Source organism: Falsiroseomonas tokyonensis (assembly GCF_019024325.1).
Classification (GTDB): Bacteria; Pseudomonadota; Alphaproteobacteria; order Acetobacterales; family Acetobacteraceae; genus Falsiroseomonas; species Falsiroseomonas tokyonensis.
Genome location: NZ_JAFNJS010000004.1, coordinates 518,991 through 536,181 on the forward strand (window position 1 = coordinate 518,991; position 17,191 = coordinate 536,181).

The window sequence follows — 17,191 nt, forward strand, 5'->3', positions numbered from 1 at the left end:
CTCACACATCCATCCAGTTCAGCTTGCGCGGCGGCGGCAGGTCCGGGTTGTTTGCCAGCATCCGCGCCCAGACCGCCTTGGTCACCGCCTGCGCTTCCTCCAGCAGGGCCATCTCATCCGTCACCAGCACCTTGCCGTCCCGCAGCACGAATTCACCATCCACCATCACCGATTCCACCGTGCCGGGGTGGCCGTAATGCACGATATTGCCGATCAGGTTCGTCACCGGCCGCAGCGCCGGCGTGTTCAGGTTGAGGAAGGTGAGGTCGGCCTTCTTGCCGATCTCCAGGCTGCCGATGTCGTCCTGCCGCCCGATGCTGCGTGCGCCGTTGCGGTTGCAACTGTCGAAGATGTCTTCCGGCTGCGGATCGGTGCCCTGCTGGTTCTCGGCGCCGCGATGCACGATCAGGCCGATCTTCATGGCGTGGAACATGTCCTCCGTCATGTTGTCGGTGCCGAAGCAGATGTTGATCCCGGCGCGGCGGATGGATTTCGCCAGCACCGGATGCGGGCCGCGGCGGGACCCATTGGCCGGGCAATGCACCATCTGCATGCCGCGCTCACTCAGCAGCGCGATGTCGTGCTCGGTCAGATAGGTCCAATGCGCGCCGACCACATCGGGTTCCGCCCAGCCGTGGCGGGCGATGTATTCGGCGGGCGTGCAGCCGTACTTCTCTCGGATCACGCGGATCTCTTCCACCGACTGCGCCAGGTGGATGGTGCGCGGCATGCCGTGCTGGCGCGCTAGGTCGGTCAGCTTCTCCAGATAGTCCGGCGTGCAGTTGTCCGTCGCATGCGCCGCGATCTGGATCTGCAGCCGTCCCTCATACGTGTTGTGGAAGCGTTCGATGCCGGCGCGCGTGCGCTCGAGAAACCCCTCGCCGAAGGCCGGGTCCTGCGACCAGTCGCCGTGGCGGATCTTCAGCGTGTTGACGTCCGCGCAGTTCTCGCTGAGCACCAGCCGCACGCGCAGCGAGGCCATGGCATCGGCGTAGTCCGGCACATGCCGGAAGGGGTCGACGAAGGTGGTTGTGCCGGAGCGGATGCCCTCGACGATGCCGAGCATGCCCATCACCGCGCGCTCATGCGGCGTCATGGTGTAGGAGACGGGCGACATATAGCCGTAGACGGCATTGCCCGACCAATCCTCCACCGTCGCGCGCAGCACGGTCAGGATCGTATGCGTATGCGCATTGACGAAGCCTGGAAGCACCGCCTTGCCGCGCCCCGCCATGCGCGGCAGGTCCGGATGCGCGGCCTCGACCTGCGCCGTCGGTCCGATATCGGCAATGCGGTCACCGCGGATGGCGATCGCGCCGCGGTCGAGAATGGTGCGGTCTGCATCCTGGGTGACGATGACTGCATCGGTGACGAGCAAATCCATCGAAGACTTTCCCCCGGGCCGGTGACAAGGCGGTTGCGGCCGCATTGTACGGACAATACCATGCAGCCCGACGAGCATGTCCGGGGAGAGAACCATGCGCAAGACCCTGCTGGCCGCCACCTTCCTGGCCTTCGCCGCCTCGGGCGGAATGGCGCAGACGCTGAGCATCGGCGTCGGCGGTGCCTTCACCTCGATGGATCCGCACTACCACACGCTGACGCCCAACAATGCGCTGAACAAGCACATCTTCGACCGGCTGGTCGGCACGGACGAGGATTTCCGCCTGCGCCCGGGCCTGGCGGAAAGCTGGACCTCGATCAGCCCAACCGTCTGGGAATTCAAGCTGCGGCAGGGCGTCACCTGGCATGACGGCAAGCCCTTCACGGCCGAGGATATCGTCTCGACCTTCGCGCGCGTGCCGAATGTGCGCAACAGCCCGGGCAGCTTCACCATCTACACCCGCCAGGTGCAGCGGCTGGAGGTGGTGGATGCGCATACCATCCGCATGCACACCGCGGCGCCCAACCCGCTGGTGCCGAACTGGATGAGCGGCATCTCCATCATCAGCGCGCAATTCGGCACGGATATCGACACCGCGGATTTCAACAATGGCCGCGCCGCCATCGGCACCGGCCCCTATCGCCTGGTCTCCTACAATCCGGGGACGGAGGCGGTGATGGAGCGCAACCCGAACTGGTGGGGCCCGGCGCAGCCCTGGGCGCGGGTGAACTACCGCATCATCGCCAACGACGCCTCCCGCATCGCGGCGCTGCGCGCCGGCGACGTGCAGGCTATCGACGCCGTCTCCACGCGCGACGTGCCGACGCTGCGCAGCGACAGCAATATCCGCATCGCCAGCCGCGCCGCGCTGCGCAACATCTACCTCTATCTCGACCATGAGCGCGACGATCCGCCGGGCCTTTCCGGTCCCAATGGCGAAAGGCTGGAGCGCAGCCCGCTGCGCGACAACCGCGTGCGCCAGGCGCTGTCCATCGCCATCAACCGCGATGCCATCGTCAGCCGCGTGATGGGTGGCTTCGCCTCCCCCTCCGGCCAGTTCCTCGCGGAAGGCGTGATGGGCCACGACCCGACGCTGAAGCCCGCCCCCTACGACCCGGCCCGCGCGCAGCAACTGCTGCTGGAAGCCGGCTACCCCAACGGCTTCCGCGCGCTGCTGGCCGGCCCCAACAACCGCTACGTGAACGACGAGCAGATCATCCAGGCGGTGGCGCAGATGTGGGCGCGCATCGGCGTGCGGGCGGATGTGCAGGCCATGCCGTCAAACGTCTATTTCAGCCGCTCCGCTCGCAATGAGTTCCCCATCGGCCTGTCCGGCTGGGGCACTGGCACGGGCGAGCCCGACAGCCCCATGGTCGGCCTGATCGCGACCCCCAACCGCGAGCGCGGCCGCGGCACTTCCAACCGCTCGCTCTATTCCAATCCGGAATTCGACGCGCTGCTGGAACGCGCGCTGACCACCATCGACGTGGCGCAGCGCGAGGAGCTGTACCGCCAGGCGACGCGCATCGCCATGGCCGACCACGCCATCATCCCGCTGCACCACCAGGTGAATATCTGGGCCTCTCGCCGCAACATCGAGGTGATCGCGCGCAATGACGAGGAGACCTATGCCATGTCGATGAAGCCGGCGAACTAACCCACCACGGCCTCGGCCTCGATCTCCACGAGATAGGGGCCGACCAGACGGGCCACTTCCACCAGCGTATTGGCCGGGCGCGCTTCCGCGAAAACCCGGCCATGCACGCGGCCCACGCCTTCCCAGTCCTGCGCGTCGCGCAGCCAGATGCGGGTCTGCACCACATCCTCCATCGCACCGCCCAGCGCCTCGATCGCCGCGGCGATCTTGTCGAGGATATAGACCGCCTGCCCCGCCGCATCGCCGGGGCAGACCACACTGCCATCGGTATGCGTCGCGGTGGTGCCGCTGACCAGGATCCGGTCGCCGACGCGGACGGCGCGGCTATAGCCGCAATTCGTCTCCCACACGCTGCCGCTGTCGACGCGGCTTCGCCCCGGGCGGAATTCCGTGGCCATGAAGGCCTTGGGCAGGCTGTCCAGGTGGTGGCTGAGATCGCCGGAGGCGGTCAGGAAGGGCGGCTTGCGGTATTCGTCGCCGCAATCGCCGGGGATCGGCCGCAGCGTCGCGAAGACCTGGTCGAGCCGCGCGTGATCCTCCGCATCCAGCGCGAAGCCGAACAGGCGCAGATTGTCCGCGCGGTGCTCCGCCTCCGTCAGCCGCGCGCCCAAAATCACGGCGCCGACCGCGGGCTGCTCCAGCACCCATCGCGTCGCGACATTGCTGATGGAAACGCCATGCTTGCGCGCAATCTCCGCCACTGCGCGCAGCAGATGCTGGAAGGCATCCCAGCCGCCCAGTGCCTCGATGAAGCGGCGATACTTCATCTTGGACCAGTCGCTGATCCCGGCGGATTCCTCGCGCCCCAGCCAGCGCTCCGAGAGGAAGCCGCCGCCGAGCGTGCCATAGGCCAGCAGCTTCACGCCATGGGCGAGGCAGAAGGCGCTCATCGCCCCCGCCGCCCGCCTGTCGAGCAGCGAGAAGGAGAGCTGGTTGGTGATGACCGGAATGCCCTGCTTGACGGCGACGCGCAGATGGTCGGTATCAAAGTTCGTCACGCCGATATGGCGCAGCGCGCCTTCCGCCCGCATCGCCGCCAGCTCGCGCAGCGCATCGAGCCAGGCGGGGTGGCGGAAGGACCACCAGTGGAACTGCATGAGGTCGGGCACGCAGCCCAGCCGTTCCATCGAACGGCCGACACCCTCGCGCACCACCTCCCGCGTCATCGGCCCCGGCGTCGGCACCCATTTCGTGAAAACCTGGCCGGTGCCGTCGGCGTCGCGGAACCGCGAGAAGATCTGCTCGGCGCCGCCGTAGTGGTCGGCCATGTCGAAACTGTCGAAGCCCGCTTCGGCATAGTCCGCCATGGCGGCGGCCGCGGCGGCGTGGTCCAGCACGCGGCCGTCGCGTTCCTGGTCCGCCACCTGCCACAGGCCGGTGACGATGCGGCTGGCCTCCAGCCCCGGGGCCAGCAGCACGCGGGGCGGGCGTGGACGGTGCGGCATCAGCGCGGCGGCAGCTGGCGTTGCACGGCCTGCACTTCGTCCACCGTCATCTGGCCGACGGTGACGATCTCGCCGTTCTGGATGCGCCACTTGCGGAAGGGGCCAGTGATATCGCCGTTCGCGTCGAATTCCACAGCGCCGATCACGCCGACATAGCGGATGGCGCGCCCGGCGCGCAGCTCGGCGAGGCCCCGTGCGAAGCCTTCTGGCCCCGCATGAATCTCGGTGCCGCCGGGCGCGGTCACGGCGCGGATCGCATCACGGATCGCCGCGGCCTCGAAGCTGCCCGCCTTGGCGATGGCCAGCCCCAGGATCGCCGCCGCATCGAAGGCGCGGTCCGCCGCCGGCGCGCCCGCGCCGAAGCCGCCCGACATGGCGGGATAGGCGCGGGAAAAATACTCGGTGGAGGGCGTGGTGACGGTGCCGGAGGAGGTACCGAAAGCATTGTTCAGGAAGCGCGGCCCGACATCGCGGATGAAGTCGGCGCTGTTCATGCCGTCATTCAGCAGGAAGGTCGCGGGGCCGCCCTGCTGGATCCAGGTGCGGGCGATGGTGGTGCCATCGCCGGGATAGCTTACCAGGTACAGCGCCGGCGGATCGCCGCGCAGCGCATTGGTAACCTCCGGCGCGTAGCTCGCCTGGCCCTGGTTGTAGGGCGTGGCGGAGACGATGGTGCCGCCGAGCGCTACATAGGCGCGGCGGAACTCGTTCACCATGTTCACGCCGAAATCGTTGTTCACATGGATGATGGCCAGCCGCCGCAGCCCCTGGTCCATCGCGTAGCGCGCCGCCGCCGTGCCCTGCAGCGCGTCCGAGGTGATGGTGCGGAAGAACCAGCCGCGCGTCTGCCCCTCCACCGCCATGCGCGTCAGCGTGGGCGAGGAGGAGGCGGGCGAGATCTGCACCACGCCGGCCGGCCCCGTCACGCTGGTGACGATGGGGATGGAGACGCTGCTGATGATGCCGCCGAGGATGGCCGGCACGCGCCGCAGATCCACAAGCTGCCGCGCCTGGTCCACCGCCACGCTGCCCTGGGATTGCGCATCGCGCAGGTCGAAGGCCAGCCGGCAGCCGGCGATGCCCTGCGCGCCGGCGGCCGCGTTCAATTCGTTGAAGGCGAGCTCGACGGATTTCGCCGCCGCCTGGCCGAACCGCCCGGCCGGGCCGGTGAGCGAGACGACCATGCCGACATTGTGGGTGCAGGCGGGGGCCTGCGCCGCGGCGGGCGTGCCCCCCCAGGCGGCGGCGGCAAGGGCGGCGAGCGCCACGCGGCGGAGGGTCATTCCCGAATCTCCCATTCGTCTTGTGGCTGGAATGTCCTGAAGCCAGGGCCGGCTGTCCAGCATCAAACCGGCGGCGTCACCCAGGTTTCCTGCACGAAGAGCCAGCGCGGCCCGGCCGGCGTCATCTGCAGCAGGGCCGCGGCGCGGCGGGCGGTTTCGCCGCCGCGCAGCCACTGCCGCTCGATGTAGTGCATCAGCACGAGGCCCGGCGCCTGGTGCAGCGGCGCGCCCTCCTCGACCGCGATGCGGAAGCCCTCGCCGCGGCTGCCCTTGGCGCGCAGCAGGAAGGACAGCGTGCCGGCGCGGTCCATCCGCGTGCCGCCGGGGCCGACCATGGTGAAGCCGGGCGCGAAAGCCTGCTCGAACCGGCTGAAATCGCCATGGCCGGGCGCGCCCAGCCAGCTTTCGAACAGCGCGTGCAGCGCCACCACTTCGGCCAGGCAGGCCTCGGCGTCAGTCACGGTTGAGGTCATATTTCATGATCCGCCCATGCGGCCCGTCCCGGTCGCGTTCCAGCGTATAGGTATCGCCCGCCGGCCCCGGCGCCTGCGCCAGCACAGCCTCCAGCGCCGCGACATCCGCTGCATCCAGCGCGAAGCGGAAGACGGTGAGATTGTCCGCCAGGTGTTCCGCGTAGCGCGCGCCCACGATCGCGCCGGCGACATGCGGCTGGTCCAGCACCCAGCGCGTGGCGACGGCCGTGATCGAGACGCCATGCTTCCGCGCGATCGCCTCCATCGCGCGCAGCAGCGCCTGGAAGGCGTCCCAGCCGCCGAACTCCTCGATGATCAGCCTGTATTTCACCAGGCTTCGATTGGCGAGGGGTTCCGCCGGCGCCGGCTGGCCGAGCCAGCGGGCGGAGAGGAAGCCGCCCGCCACCGTGCCGTAGCACAGCAGTTTCATGCCGAGTTCGGCGCACAAACCGGACAGCGCCCCGGCCGGCCGCCGATCCAGCAGCGAATACTGCACCTGCATGGAGACCAGCGGCACGCCCGCCTCGATCATCGCGGAAGCATGCGGCGTGTCGAAGTTGGTGCCGGCCACATGCCGGATCTTGCCCTGCTGCCGCAGCCGGTCCAGGTGCTGCGCCGCGTCCACCCATCCGGGCGTCGCATAGTTCCACCAATGGAACTGCACCAGGTCCAGCCGATCGGTCCGCAGCCGTTGGAGCGACCGGTCGATGATACGCGTGACATAGGCGAGGTCCACGCGCGGCAGGTCCGACCAGTCCGGCACGAATTTGGTGTGCACCTGCATGCCCGCGCGTTCGGCCGACGAGAGGGTCGCGCGAAAGTCGCCGATCATCTCCTCGACGCCGGTGTAGATATCCGCGCAGTCAAAGGTGGTGACGCCCGCCTCGACGAAGGCGCGCATCTCCGCAATCGCGCGATCCCTGGCAATGTCGCCATGGCCACCCGCCAGCTGCCAGCCGCCGCGCAGGATGCGGGAGATGGCATAGCCCGGCGCGAGCTCGAACCGCTCCACGCTCATGGCGCCGGCACAGCGGTGGTCTCGCCATGGCGGAAGCGGCGCAGCGCCGTGCGGGTGATGCGGAAGCGGGAGGGGCAGTTGGGATCGGGGCAGGCCACCTCCGCATCCGTGCTCATCCAGTCCTGCGGATGCGTCGGCCGCTGCTTGGCCGGCAGCAGGGGCAGCAGGGCGGCGAGGGAATACATGGAAAAGCCCTGGCCCGGCGGCATGTGCAGCATCTCGCCCCGCACCTCGAAATGGTCGCCCGGCACGGCGCCGCACCACAGCTTCGCCCCGGGCGGGGCCACCACCTCGACCCGCAGGTCCCACAATTCGAAAACGTCCGACTCCATCGCCGCGCCACCCCCAGGCCCCCCATATCAGGCGGAAGATGACAAAGCTGCAAGACGGGCCTTGACCGGGGCGCGGCCGGACGTTTCATGGCCGGTGGATCGGGGATGGCCGCGGGATGCTGGTGGCGGAGGGGGTTTCCAAAAGTTTTGGCGGGCCGCCGGTGGTGCAGGACGTGTCCTTCACCCTGACCCGCGGCGCCATCACCGGGCTGATCGGCCCGAACGGCGCCGGCAAGACCACCCTGTTCAACTGCCTGGCCGGCAGCCTGAAGCCCAGCGCCGGCCGCATCACCCTGGACGGCGTCCGCATCGACGGCCTGCGCCCCGACCAGGTTTTCGGCCACGGCCTGGCGCGGACCTTCCAGATCCCAAAGCCCTTCCCGGCGATGACGGTGCTGGAGAATGTGATGCTGGCGCCGCCGGGCCAGCTCGGCGAGCGCTTCTGGACCAATTGGCTGCGCCCCGGCGCCGTGGCGGCGGAGGAACGGCGCATCCGCGACCGGGCGCGGCACTGGCTGGATTTCGTCGGCCTCACGCGGCTGGCGCAGGAACCGGCGCGGGTCCTGTCGGGCGGCCAGCGCAAGCTGCTGGAACTGGCCCGCGTGCTGGTGGCCGAACCGCGCCTGATCCTGCTGGACGAACCCGGCGCCGGCGTCGCGCCGCCGCTGCTCGAAACCATCATGGAGAAGATCGAGGTGCTGAACGCCCAGGGCACCAGCTTCCTCATCATCGAGCACAATATGGAGCTGGTCACGCGCCTCTGCCGCCCCGTGCTGGTGCTGGCGCAGGGCCGCCTGCTGCTGGAAGGCGCGCCGGAGGAGGTGAAGCGCGACCCCCGCGTGATCGAAGCCTATCTCGGCGCATGACCCCGGCCTTGGAACTTTCCTCCATTGAGGGCGGCTATGAGCCAGGCCTGCCCATCCTGCGCGGCGCCTCGCTGGCCGTGGCGCCGGGCGAGATCGTGGCGCTGCTCGGCCCCAATGGCGCCGGCAAGTCCACGCTGGTGAAGGCGGCGGCAGGGCTGGTGCCGATCTGGTCCGGCCAGGTTTTTCTCAACGGCCGCGACATCACCCGCACCCCCGCGCATCGCATGGTGCAGGAAGGCCTCGGCTTCGTGCCGCAGACCGAGAACATCTTTGCCAATCTATCCGTGCTGGAAAACCTGCAACTCGCCGCTGCCCTGGTGCCGAAGGACCGGCGCGGGGAACTGTCAAAAATGTTCGCGCTGTTTCCGGATCTGGAGCGGCTGCGAAAGCTGCCGGCCGGGCGGCTCTCCGGGGGCCAGCGGCAGATGCTCGCCGTGGCGCGCGCGCTGGTCGCCTCGCCCAGCGTGCTGATGCTGGACGAACCCTCGGCCGGGCTGTCGCCGAAGCTAATCGGCGTAGTCTTCGAGCGGTTGCAGGCGGTGCGCGAGGCCGGCGTCACCATCCTGCTGGTGGAGCAGAATGTGAAGGCGGCGCTGGCCATCGCCGACCGGGCCGCGGTGCTGGTGGAGGGGCGCGAGAGGCTGGTCGGCGCGGCCGCCGATCTCGCGCAGGACCCACGCCTGGCGGGGCTGTATCTCGGTGCGGGGTTGGAGGCCGCGTGATGCTGCAATTGCTGGCGGATGGGCTGGTGGTGGGATCCGTCATCGCGCTCGGCGCGGTCGGGCTGACGCTGACCTATTCCATCCTGCGCTTCGCCAATTTCGGCCAGGGCGAGTTCCTGACCTGGGGCGCCTATCTCGCCGTGACGGCGCTTGGCTTCGTCGTGGCGGTGACGGGCGGCGGCGTGATGCAGCCGATCGGGCCCTTCTCCTTCGGCTGGGAACTGCTGGTGGCCATGGTCATCGCGGCCGCGCTGACGGCGGGGCTGGCGCTGTTGGTCGACTGGCTGCTGTTCCAGCGGCTGCGCGCGCGGGGTGCGGCCATCACGCTGGTGATCGCGAGCTTCGGCGCCGCGCTGGCGCTGCGCAACCTGCTGCAGTTCCTCTACGGCACGCTGCCCGAATACTACACGCGGGAAATCCAGATCGCGATCCGGCTGGTGCCGCGCGATGTGCTCGGCGGACTGCGCATCACGCCGGACCAGCTGCTGGTCATCGGCATGACGGGCGCGGTGGTGCTCGGCCTGCATCTGCTGCTGACGCGCACCACGCTCGGCCGCGCCATGCGCGCCACGGCGATGAACCCGGCGCTAGCCCGCGTGGCCGGCGTGGATGTGGCGGCGGTGATCCGCGCCACCTGGATCATCGGCGCGGCGCTGGCGGCAGTGGCCGGCGTGTTTGCCGGGCTGGTCGGGCAGATCCGCCCGGGCCTCGGCTTCGAATTGCTGCTGCCGCTATTTGCCGCAGCCATCCTCGGCGGTATCGGCAGCGTCTGGGGAGCCGTGCTCGGCGGCTTCATCGTCGGCCTGGCTGAGAGTTTCTCCGTGCCGATCTTCGGCGCCGAATACCGTGCCGCCACCGCCTTCCTGGTGCTGATCGCCATCCTGCTGCTGCGGCCGAATGGGCTGTTCGGGGAGAAGCCCTGATGGAGCTCCTCGCCTATGGCAGTTTTTTTCTGTGCTTCGCCAGCATCTTCGCCGTCATGGCGCTGGGCCTCAACCTGCAATGGGGCTTTGCGGGGCTGTTCAATGTGGGCGTCGCGGGCTTCGTCGCGATCGGGGCCTATGCCTCCGCCTTGCTCACCACCTCGCTCGGCTGGCCCGTGGCGCTGGGCTGGATTGGCGCCATGGCGGCGGCCGGCATCGCGGCCTTCATCGTCGGCCTGGCGGCGCTGCGGTTGCGGGAGGACTACCTGGCCATCACCACCTTCGGCATCGCGGTGGTGATCCAGCTGGTCGCCCTGAACGCCCAGGCGCTGACCGGCGGCCCCTTCGGCATCCAGTCCATCCCGAAGCCGCTGTCCGCCTGGCTGGGCGCGGGGCTGGCCTGGAACCTGGCCTATCTCGCGCTGGTGCTGGGCGTCGTGGGCCTCGCCTGGTGGGGGCTGGAACGGCTGGTGGCGGGCCCCTGGGGCCGCGTGCTGCGCGCGATCCGGGAGGATGAGGCGGCGGCGGCCTCGCTCGGCAAGCCGGCGCGGCGCTATCGGCTGCAGGCCTTCGTGCTCGGCTGCATGCTGATGGGGCTGGGCGGCGCGCTCTATGCGCATTTCGTCGGCTATATCGCGCCCGAGGACTTCCTGCCGGTCCTCACCTTCCAGGTCTGGGCCATGCTCATCGTCGGTGGGTCCGGCCGCAACCTCGGCGCCGTGGCGGGCGCAGTGCTGGTCTGGGGCATCTGGACCGTCTCCGGCGGGCTGCTGCGGGACCTGCTGCCGCAGGCGGAACAGGCGCGCGGCGCGGCGCTGCAGGTGGTGCTCATCGGCGTGCTGATCGCGGCCATCCTGGTGGCGCGGCCGCGCGGGCTGTTCGGAGAACGCGCCACCGTCTCTCGCCACGCCGCCGAGGATGCGACGTGACGCGGCCTCAGCGCCCCATCGCGAACCACCAGCGGATCGCGCGGTGTTCCAGCGCGACGAAGCCGCGGTTCAGCGCATAGCCGAGCGCGGCCAGCAGCAACACCGTCGCATACATCTCCGGCGCACGACCGGCGAACTGCATCACGACCAGGTAATTGCCCACGCCCTGCTCGCCCGCGATCATCTCCGCCACCACCGTCACCACCAGCGCCAGGCCGAGCGCCACGCGAAGACCCGCGAGGATATAGGGCAGGCAGGCGGGCAGCACGATGAAGACCGCGCGGCGCCAGGCACCGATGCCGAAGGTGCGGCCCATGGCCAGCGCCTCCGCCTCCACCGCGCGCACGCCCTGCAGCGTATTGGTCAGCACCGGAAAGAAGACGGTCAGCGCCACCACGGTGATCTTCATCGGATCGTCGAGGCCGAGGAACAGCACCAGCGGCGGAATCACCGCCGGAACCGGGATCGGCCGCAACAGCTCCACCACCACGCCGAACAGCCGCGCCAGCATCGGCACCAGCGCGAAGCCGAGCCCCACCACAACGCCGGCCAGGCCGCCCGCGAGCAGTCCCGCGAACATGCGGTAGAGCGAGCCGCCGACGCGCAGCGGCAGTTCGCCCGTTACGCTGTCGCGGACCAGCGCACCAACCACCTCCGTCACCGGCGGCCAGTTCGTGCTGTCCACCCAGCCCAGCCGCGCCGAGGCTTCCCAAAGCGCGAGCAGGCCCAGCACCAGCCAGACACCGGAGGACGGCCGCCGCATCAGACGCGTGCGGTGCGGTGGATGAGGCTGGCGCTGGCGGGGTAGCGGCCGGTCAGCCCGTAGCGCTGCATGGTGGCCACCAGCGTATCCAGTTCCGCCGGCGTCACACCCTTCGGATAGGCGGGCAGCGCCGTGTTCTGCAGCCGCGCGAGCGGGACACGGGAGAAGGCGGAGATCAGCTCCAGCAGCGCCGGCTGGCCGGCCCACTCATTCACCCAGTCCACGCCCTTGTGCAGTGCGCGGGCGAAGCGATCGAAGAGCTCGCCGTTCCGCGCGAGATCATCGGCCATCGCCACATATTGCGCATTGGTGCCGCCCGGCTCGGTCTCGCTGATCGGCCAGCCGATGCGCTCCAGCCTGTCGCCATGCGTCTCCAGCGCCGCGGCGACGAAAGGCTCGGAGAAGATCGCGGCATCCACCTGTCCGCCGGCCAGCGCATCCGCCATCTGCGGGAAGGGCACTTCGACGGTAGTGACGCGGCGCCAGTCGCCGCCGGTCTTCTCCACCCAGGCCATGCCGCGCAGCCAAACGATGTTGTTGCGGGTGTTGGAGGCCATGCGCTTGCCCTCCAGGTCCTTGCCCGTGCGCAGGCCCGATCCCTTGCGCACCAGCAGCGCCAGGATATCCGGCGGCCCGTCCTTGCCCTTGCTGGCGCCGGAGACAAAACGGAAATCCAGCCCCTCCCGCGCGCCCAGCATGATGGAGACGACGTTAGAGAAGACGACGCGGAACTGACCAGCGACCAGCCCCGGCAGGCCGGTGGCGCCGCCGGCGGTGGTGGAGGTGTCGATCTCGATTCCCTCCGCCGCGAAATAGCCTTCGCGGATCGCGGCATGCAGCGGCGCCACATCCAGCACGGGAATCACGCTGACGCGCATCTTCGTCAGACTCTGCGCGCGCAGCGCAGGCGCGGCCAGCGCGGCGGGGATGGCCAGGGCAGTACGACGGGTGATGTCCACGAAGACCTCCTCAGGGGTTGCGGTTCTGCCAATGCAGCGCGCGACGTTCCAACGCAACGAAGACGCCGTTCAGCACCAGGCCGAGCAGCGCGAGAATGACCAGCCAGGCATACATCTGCCGGATCAGAAAACTGCGCTGCATGTCGAGGATCAGGAAGCCGAGCCCGCCCTGCCCCGCCAGCATCTCGGCCAGCACCGCCAGCACCAGCGCCAGGCCGAGGCTGATGCGCATTCCCGCCAGGATGAAGGGCAGCGCCGCCGGCAGCACCAGGTGCCACAGCGTATGCGCCGTGCCCCAGCCATGCGTGCGCGCCGCATCCAGCATCACGCGATCCACGCCGCGCACGCCCTGCAGCGTATTCAGCAGCACGGGAAAGATCACCACCAGCGTGACGGAGGTGATCTTCATGGTGTCGCCGATACCGAGGAACAGCATCAGCGGCGGCACCAGCGCGGATTTCGGGATCGGCCGCAGCAGTTCCACCAGCGGTTCGAACAGGCGAAAAGCCGCCGGCCACCAGCCCATCGCGGTGCCGAGCACGACGCCAATGACGCTGCCTATGGCGAAGCCGGCAAAGACCAGCCGCAGCGTCGCCAGCAGCGGCGCGATGAATTCGCCCGATGCCAGCAGGTCCCAGAGCGTGGTGCCGATGACCGAAGGCGGCGGCAGCAGCACGCGGCGGATCAGCCCCGCCTCCACCGCCCATTCCAGCCCCGCCAGCAGCAGCGCCAGCACGGCCAAGCCGGGCAGGATGGCACGCAGCCGCTCAGCCATGACGGGTCATCAACCGGTCCAGCAGCGCATGGCGCAGTTCGAGGAAGCGCGGCAGCTCGCGTGTCGCCACCGGATCCCGCGGCCGGTCGATGCCGACCTCGATCACTTCGGCCACCGTGGTCGGCCGCGGCGTCAGCACGGCGATGCGATCGGCCAGGGTGATCGCCTCCTCCACGTCATGCGTCACCAGCAGCACGGTCAGGCTGCGGCGCGCGCAGATCTCGAGAACCAGCGCATGCAGGTCGAGCCGCGTCAGCGCATCCACCGCGCTGAAGGGCTCGTCCATGAGCAGCATCGCCGGTTCCGCCGCCAGTGCGCGGGCGATCGCCACGCGCTGCTGCATGCCGCCCGAGAGCTGCCAGGGGAAGTGGTCGCCGAAGCCGCCCAGGCCCACCTGCGCCAGCGGCTCCTCTGCCGCCGCGCGTGCGCGCTTACGTCCCACGCGGTGCTCTGTCGCGAAGGCCACATTGTCCCGCACCGTGCGCCAGGGCAGCAGGGACCGGCTGTATTGCTGGAAGACATAGACCGCCTCCGGTGGCGGCGCGGTGACGGGCCGCCCCGCCAGCCGCACCGTGCCCGAAGTCACCGGCAGCAGCCCCGCCGCCATCTGCAGCAGCGTGGACTTGCCGCAGCCGGAGGGGCCGAGCACCGCCATGAACTCGCCCGCGCGCACGTCCAGCGAGACGCGATCCATCACCCGCGCGGGCGGACCGCCGCGCGTCGGAAATTCCTTGCTGACCGCATCGAGCTCGAGGAGCATCTGCATCCTTTCCCTGGAGCCGTGCGGCGTTTCCGAAGACGGGGTCGTTGCCCCTCCCGATCCCGTCAGAAGAGTTCGAAATACTCGCGATGTTCCCAGTCCGAGACCTCGGCCTCGAAGCGGGCGATCTCCGCGCGCTTCAGCCGCGCGTAATAGTCCACGAAGATGTCGCCGAAGGCAGCGCGCGCCGTGGCGCTCTCCTCCAGCGCCGTCACAGCCTCCGCCAGGCTGCGCGGCAGCAGCGGCGCCTCGGTCTCATAGGGCGTGTCCGCCGGCGGCCCGGGGTCGCGCTGCGCCACAATACCCTCCAGCCCATAGGCGAGCTGGGAGGCCAGGTAGAGATAGGGGTTCGCCGCCGGCTCGCCGACGCGATTTTCCAGCCGCGTCGCCGCGTCGCCCGGCGCGCCCAGCGCGCGCACCATCACGCCGCGATTGTCGATGCCCCAGATGGCGCGATCCGGCGCCAGCGAATGGCTGCGATAGCGGCGGTAGCCGTTGATGGTCGGCGTGGCGAAGACCGCCGCCGCACGCGCATGCGACAGCAGGCCGCCGAGAAAGTGCCGCGCCGTCTCCGACAGCAGCGTGCCCTCCCCCGCAAATATGTTGCGGCCGTCCCGCACAAGCGACTGGTGCAGGTGCCAGCCGCTCGACATCACATTGGGGATGCGCGGGCGGCACATGAAGGTGGCGTGGTAGCCATGCCGCCGCGCCACCTGCTTCACCGCGCTGCGGAACAGCACCATGGCATCGGCGCTCGCCAGGCCCTTCTGCGGGCCGAAGGTGAACTCCACCTGGCTCGGCCCGTATTCCACCTCCATCGAGCGCAGCGGCAGGCCGAGCGCCTGGATCTCGCGGCGCAGGATTTCGAGGATCGGGTCGAGCTGGTCGTAGCGCAGCTCGGTCAGGTAGTTGTAGCCCTGCGTCAGCAGCGCCACCTCCGGCGGCGTGCCCGGCTGCCCCGCATCACCAGGCGCCAGCTTCGGATCGGTCAGCCGGAAGAGATGAAACTCCACCTCCAGCCCGGTGCAGAACTCGAAGCCCAGCTCGCCAGCCCGCAAAACCTGTTGCCGCAACAGGTGGCGCGTGCCGAGCGGAACCGGGCGGCCATCGGCAAAATAGGCGTCGCAGAGAATCCAGCCGGTATGCGGCGCCCAGGGCAGGGTGCGGAAGGTGGCGGGGTCCGGCACCAGCAGCGCATCCGCCGCGCCCTCCATCGCCTTCTCCCCCAGCGCGCCACCGGCGGACCAGACGGGGAAGACGGTGCGATGCGAGGAATCCTTCAGCAGCAGCGTCGTGGTCATCGCCACGCCATTGGCCAGCGCGCCTGTGGCCTCGCTGGCCATGATGGTCTTGCCGCGCAGGATGCCGTGCTGGTCGGGGAAGGCGAGCCGCAGCACACCGAGGCCGGCCGCCTCGATCTGCTTCAGGACCTCGGCACGCAGCCCGGGCTGATCCAGCCCGTGTCGCTGAACAAAACTCATTCGGCGGCGAGCGCCGGCGGGGCCCAGGGGGCGGCGCCGCGGCGGCGTGCCACGGCCTCGCGCCAGCGGCTTTCCCATTCCGCGGTCGGCGCCATGGTGTCGATGGTAGCGGGGCCGATGATGCGCGGCGTCGCCTCCGCATCCTGCATCAGCGCCGGCGCGCGGCCTTCCTCCATCGCCGCCATGGCGCGCAGCAGCAGGCGGCGATTGGCGGCGATCGCCTTGTCGCTGCTGGCCAGATTCTCCCGAGTCCGGTCCTGGATGGCGCCCTGCGATTCCACGGCCCATTGGTCGTGGACATTGATGTCCTCGCCCATGCCTGTGTAGGTCTCGGTCGCCTGCTCCTCCGGGTCGAAGCCGTAGTCGTTGTGGCGGCCGAGTTTCGGCAGGTAGTCCGGCAGGCTGTAGGATTCCAGCCGCTGCGCCCGCATCTGCGCCTTGTCCACGGGCTTCGAAAAGCTGGTGAAGATCGCCACCCAATAGGTATGCGTATCATCCACCGGCATGTGCCACTGGGTGATGGTCATCTCCGCGCTCATCGGAATGACGAAGGCCTGCGGGAAAACCAGGTTCGTCACGCGCACATGCGTCGTCGCGTCGTTGATGGTGCGCAGCGCGGTCACGCGCAGGCCGAAGTCGGTGTTCTCCACCTCGATCCGCGGCCGCGCATATTCGCGCAGCACATAGGTCATCGGCAGGTCGGAACCGTCGGAGGTGGCGCGGAACTGCTTGCCATAGGCCTCGGACGCGTCACCATCCTCGAAGAAGCGGTGCAGGAAGCTGGCATGGGCGGGGTCGATGCCGACCTCCAGCGCCTGCAGCCAGTTGCAGGAGATCAGGCCCTTGAAGGCGAAGACATGCGTATCGGGCGCCGTGAAGCAATCCAGCGCCGGGAAAGGCGGCGCCGCGCCCTCGCCCAGGAAGGCGAAGACGATGCCGCTGCGCAGCTCCACCGGATAGGATCGCTGCCGGATGCGGGTGCAGAGCGTGCTGCCCTCGGGCTCCGCCGGTGTATCCAGGCACTTGCCCTGCGTGTCGAACAGCCAGCCATGGAAGGGGCAGCGCAGCCCGCCATCCTCCAGCCGCCCGAAGGCGAGATCGGCGTTGCGGTGCGGGCAGTCGCGATCCAGCAGGCCGAGCCGCCCCTGCTCGTCGCGGAACAGCACGAAATCCTGCCCCAGCGCGCGCACGGCGCGCACCGGGCGCTTCTCCTCGAGTTCGTCGACCAGCGCGATCGGCTGCCAGTACTGCCGGAGCACGCGCCCACCCGGCGTGCCGGGCCCCACGCGCGTCAGGCGTTCGTTCATCTCGGCGGAGATCATGGCGGCTGCAGCTCCGGCAACAAGTGTTCACTGACCGAACACTTGTGCGATAGTAGCGAAGGCCCAGCTTTCCGCACAAGCCGCTTTTGGAAGGTTCTT

At 69.3% G+C, this 17,191-nt stretch carries 17 protein-coding genes; 5 read left to right on the forward strand and 12 right to left on the reverse strand.

All coding sequences use genetic code 11. The annotated features are described in order from the left end of the window. Position 1: 1 nt before the first annotated feature. The gene (locus J3S20_RS16105) at positions 2-1,384 is read right to left on the reverse strand and encodes an amidohydrolase family protein (RefSeq protein WP_216837503.1); all 1,383 of its coding nucleotides are present in this window, start codon (positions 1,382-1,384) and stop codon (positions 2-4) included. A 94-nt stretch (positions 1,385-1,478) separates the two neighbouring features. On the opposite strand from J3S20_RS16105, the gene J3S20_RS16110 reads away from it, so the two are divergent. Then, on the forward strand, positions 1,479-3,041 hold the full coding sequence (locus tag J3S20_RS16110) for an ABC transporter substrate-binding protein (RefSeq protein ID WP_246602869.1): 1,563 nt from the start codon (positions 1,479-1,481) through the stop codon (positions 3,039-3,041). On the opposite strand, the gene J3S20_RS16115 is transcribed toward J3S20_RS16110, so the two are convergent. The 5 genes from J3S20_RS16115 to J3S20_RS16135 all read right to left on the reverse strand — a co-directional run bounded on the left by J3S20_RS16115 (position 3,038) and on the right by J3S20_RS16135 (position 7,592). Then, positions 3,038-4,486 carry an aldo/keto reductase gene (locus J3S20_RS16115; RefSeq protein ID WP_216837505.1) on the reverse strand — a complete coding sequence of 483 codons (1,449 nt, stop codon included), beginning with the start codon at positions 4,484-4,486 and terminating at the stop codon, positions 3,038-3,040. The two genes, J3S20_RS16110 and J3S20_RS16115, sit on opposite strands and share 4 nt — an antisense overlap. Beyond that, positions 4,486-5,769 (reverse strand): ABC transporter substrate-binding protein, encoded by a 1,284-nt coding sequence (locus tag J3S20_RS16120; protein ID WP_216837506.1) that lies wholly within the window; start codon positions 5,767-5,769, stop codon positions 4,486-4,488. Before J3S20_RS16120 ends, J3S20_RS16115 begins: the two co-directional genes overlap by 1 nt. A gap of 62 nt (positions 5,770-5,831) precedes the next feature. Next, positions 5,832-6,230, reverse strand: coding sequence for a DUF4440 domain-containing protein (locus tag J3S20_RS16125; protein WP_216837507.1), 399 nt, complete (start codon positions 6,228-6,230; stop codon positions 5,832-5,834). Next, complete coding sequence (locus J3S20_RS16130; RefSeq protein WP_216837508.1) at positions 6,223-7,260, reverse strand: aldo/keto reductase; 1,038 nt, start codon at positions 7,258-7,260, stop codon at positions 6,223-6,225. The genes J3S20_RS16125 and J3S20_RS16130 overlap by 8 nt, the downstream gene beginning before the upstream one ends. Beyond that, entirely contained in the window at positions 7,257-7,592 is a 336-nt protein-coding gene (locus J3S20_RS16135) for a TIGR04076 family protein (RefSeq protein WP_216837509.1), read from the reverse strand. Before J3S20_RS16135 ends, J3S20_RS16130 begins: the two co-directional genes overlap by 4 nt. A 116-nt stretch (positions 7,593-7,708) precedes the next feature. On the opposite strand from J3S20_RS16135, the gene J3S20_RS16140 reads away from it, so the two are divergent. From J3S20_RS16140 to J3S20_RS16155, 4 genes are read left to right on the forward strand one after another with little or no spacing between them, the layout of a single operon-like run. Continuing rightward, on the forward strand, positions 7,709-8,458 hold the full coding sequence (locus J3S20_RS16140; RefSeq protein ID WP_216837510.1) for an ABC transporter ATP-binding protein: 750 nt from the start codon (positions 7,709-7,711) through the stop codon (positions 8,456-8,458). After that, positions 8,455-9,180, forward strand: coding sequence for an ABC transporter ATP-binding protein (locus J3S20_RS16145; protein ID WP_216837511.1), 726 nt, complete (start codon positions 8,455-8,457; stop codon positions 9,178-9,180). The genes J3S20_RS16140 and J3S20_RS16145 overlap by 4 nt, the downstream gene beginning before the upstream one ends. After that, entirely contained in the window at positions 9,180-10,103 is a 924-nt protein-coding gene (locus tag J3S20_RS16150; RefSeq protein WP_216837512.1) for a branched-chain amino acid ABC transporter permease, read from the forward strand. The genes J3S20_RS16145 and J3S20_RS16150 overlap by 1 nt, the downstream gene beginning before the upstream one ends. Beyond that, the gene (locus J3S20_RS16155) at positions 10,103-11,032 is read left to right on the forward strand and encodes a branched-chain amino acid ABC transporter permease (RefSeq protein ID WP_216837513.1); all 930 of its coding nucleotides are present in this window, start codon (positions 10,103-10,105) and stop codon (positions 11,030-11,032) included. The genes J3S20_RS16150 and J3S20_RS16155 overlap by 1 nt, the downstream gene beginning before the upstream one ends. A 7-nt stretch (positions 11,033-11,039) precedes the next feature. On the opposite strand, the gene J3S20_RS16160 is transcribed toward J3S20_RS16155, so the two are convergent. The 6 genes from J3S20_RS16160 to J3S20_RS16185 all read right to left on the reverse strand — a co-directional run bounded on the left by J3S20_RS16160 (position 11,040) and on the right by J3S20_RS16185 (position 17,092). Further along, positions 11,040-11,795: an ABC transporter permease gene (locus J3S20_RS16160; protein ID WP_216837514.1), complete on the reverse strand. Its 756-nt coding sequence runs from the start codon at positions 11,793-11,795 to the stop codon at positions 11,040-11,042. Continuing rightward, positions 11,795-12,754, reverse strand: coding sequence for an ABC transporter substrate-binding protein (locus tag J3S20_RS16165; protein ID WP_216837515.1), 960 nt, complete (start codon positions 12,752-12,754; stop codon positions 11,795-11,797). The genes J3S20_RS16160 and J3S20_RS16165 overlap by 1 nt, the downstream gene beginning before the upstream one ends. A gap of 10 nt (positions 12,755-12,764) precedes the next feature. Then, positions 12,765-13,529, reverse strand: a complete 765-nt coding sequence (locus tag J3S20_RS16170; RefSeq protein WP_216837516.1) for an ABC transporter permease — start codon at positions 13,527-13,529, stop codon at positions 12,765-12,767. After that, complete coding sequence (locus J3S20_RS16175; RefSeq protein ID WP_216837517.1) at positions 13,522-14,289, reverse strand: ABC transporter ATP-binding protein; 768 nt, start codon at positions 14,287-14,289, stop codon at positions 13,522-13,524. Before J3S20_RS16175 ends, J3S20_RS16170 begins: the two co-directional genes overlap by 8 nt. A 65-nt stretch (positions 14,290-14,354) precedes the next feature. After that, positions 14,355-15,770 carry a glutamine synthetase family protein gene (locus J3S20_RS16180; protein WP_216837518.1) on the reverse strand — a complete coding sequence of 472 codons (1,416 nt, stop codon included), beginning with the start codon at positions 15,768-15,770 and terminating at the stop codon, positions 14,355-14,357. Continuing rightward, positions 15,767-17,092, reverse strand: coding sequence for an aromatic ring-hydroxylating dioxygenase subunit alpha (locus J3S20_RS16185; RefSeq protein ID WP_216837519.1), 1,326 nt, complete (start codon positions 17,090-17,092; stop codon positions 15,767-15,769). The genes J3S20_RS16180 and J3S20_RS16185 overlap by 4 nt, the downstream gene beginning before the upstream one ends. Between the last annotated feature and the right edge of the window lie 99 nt (positions 17,093-17,191).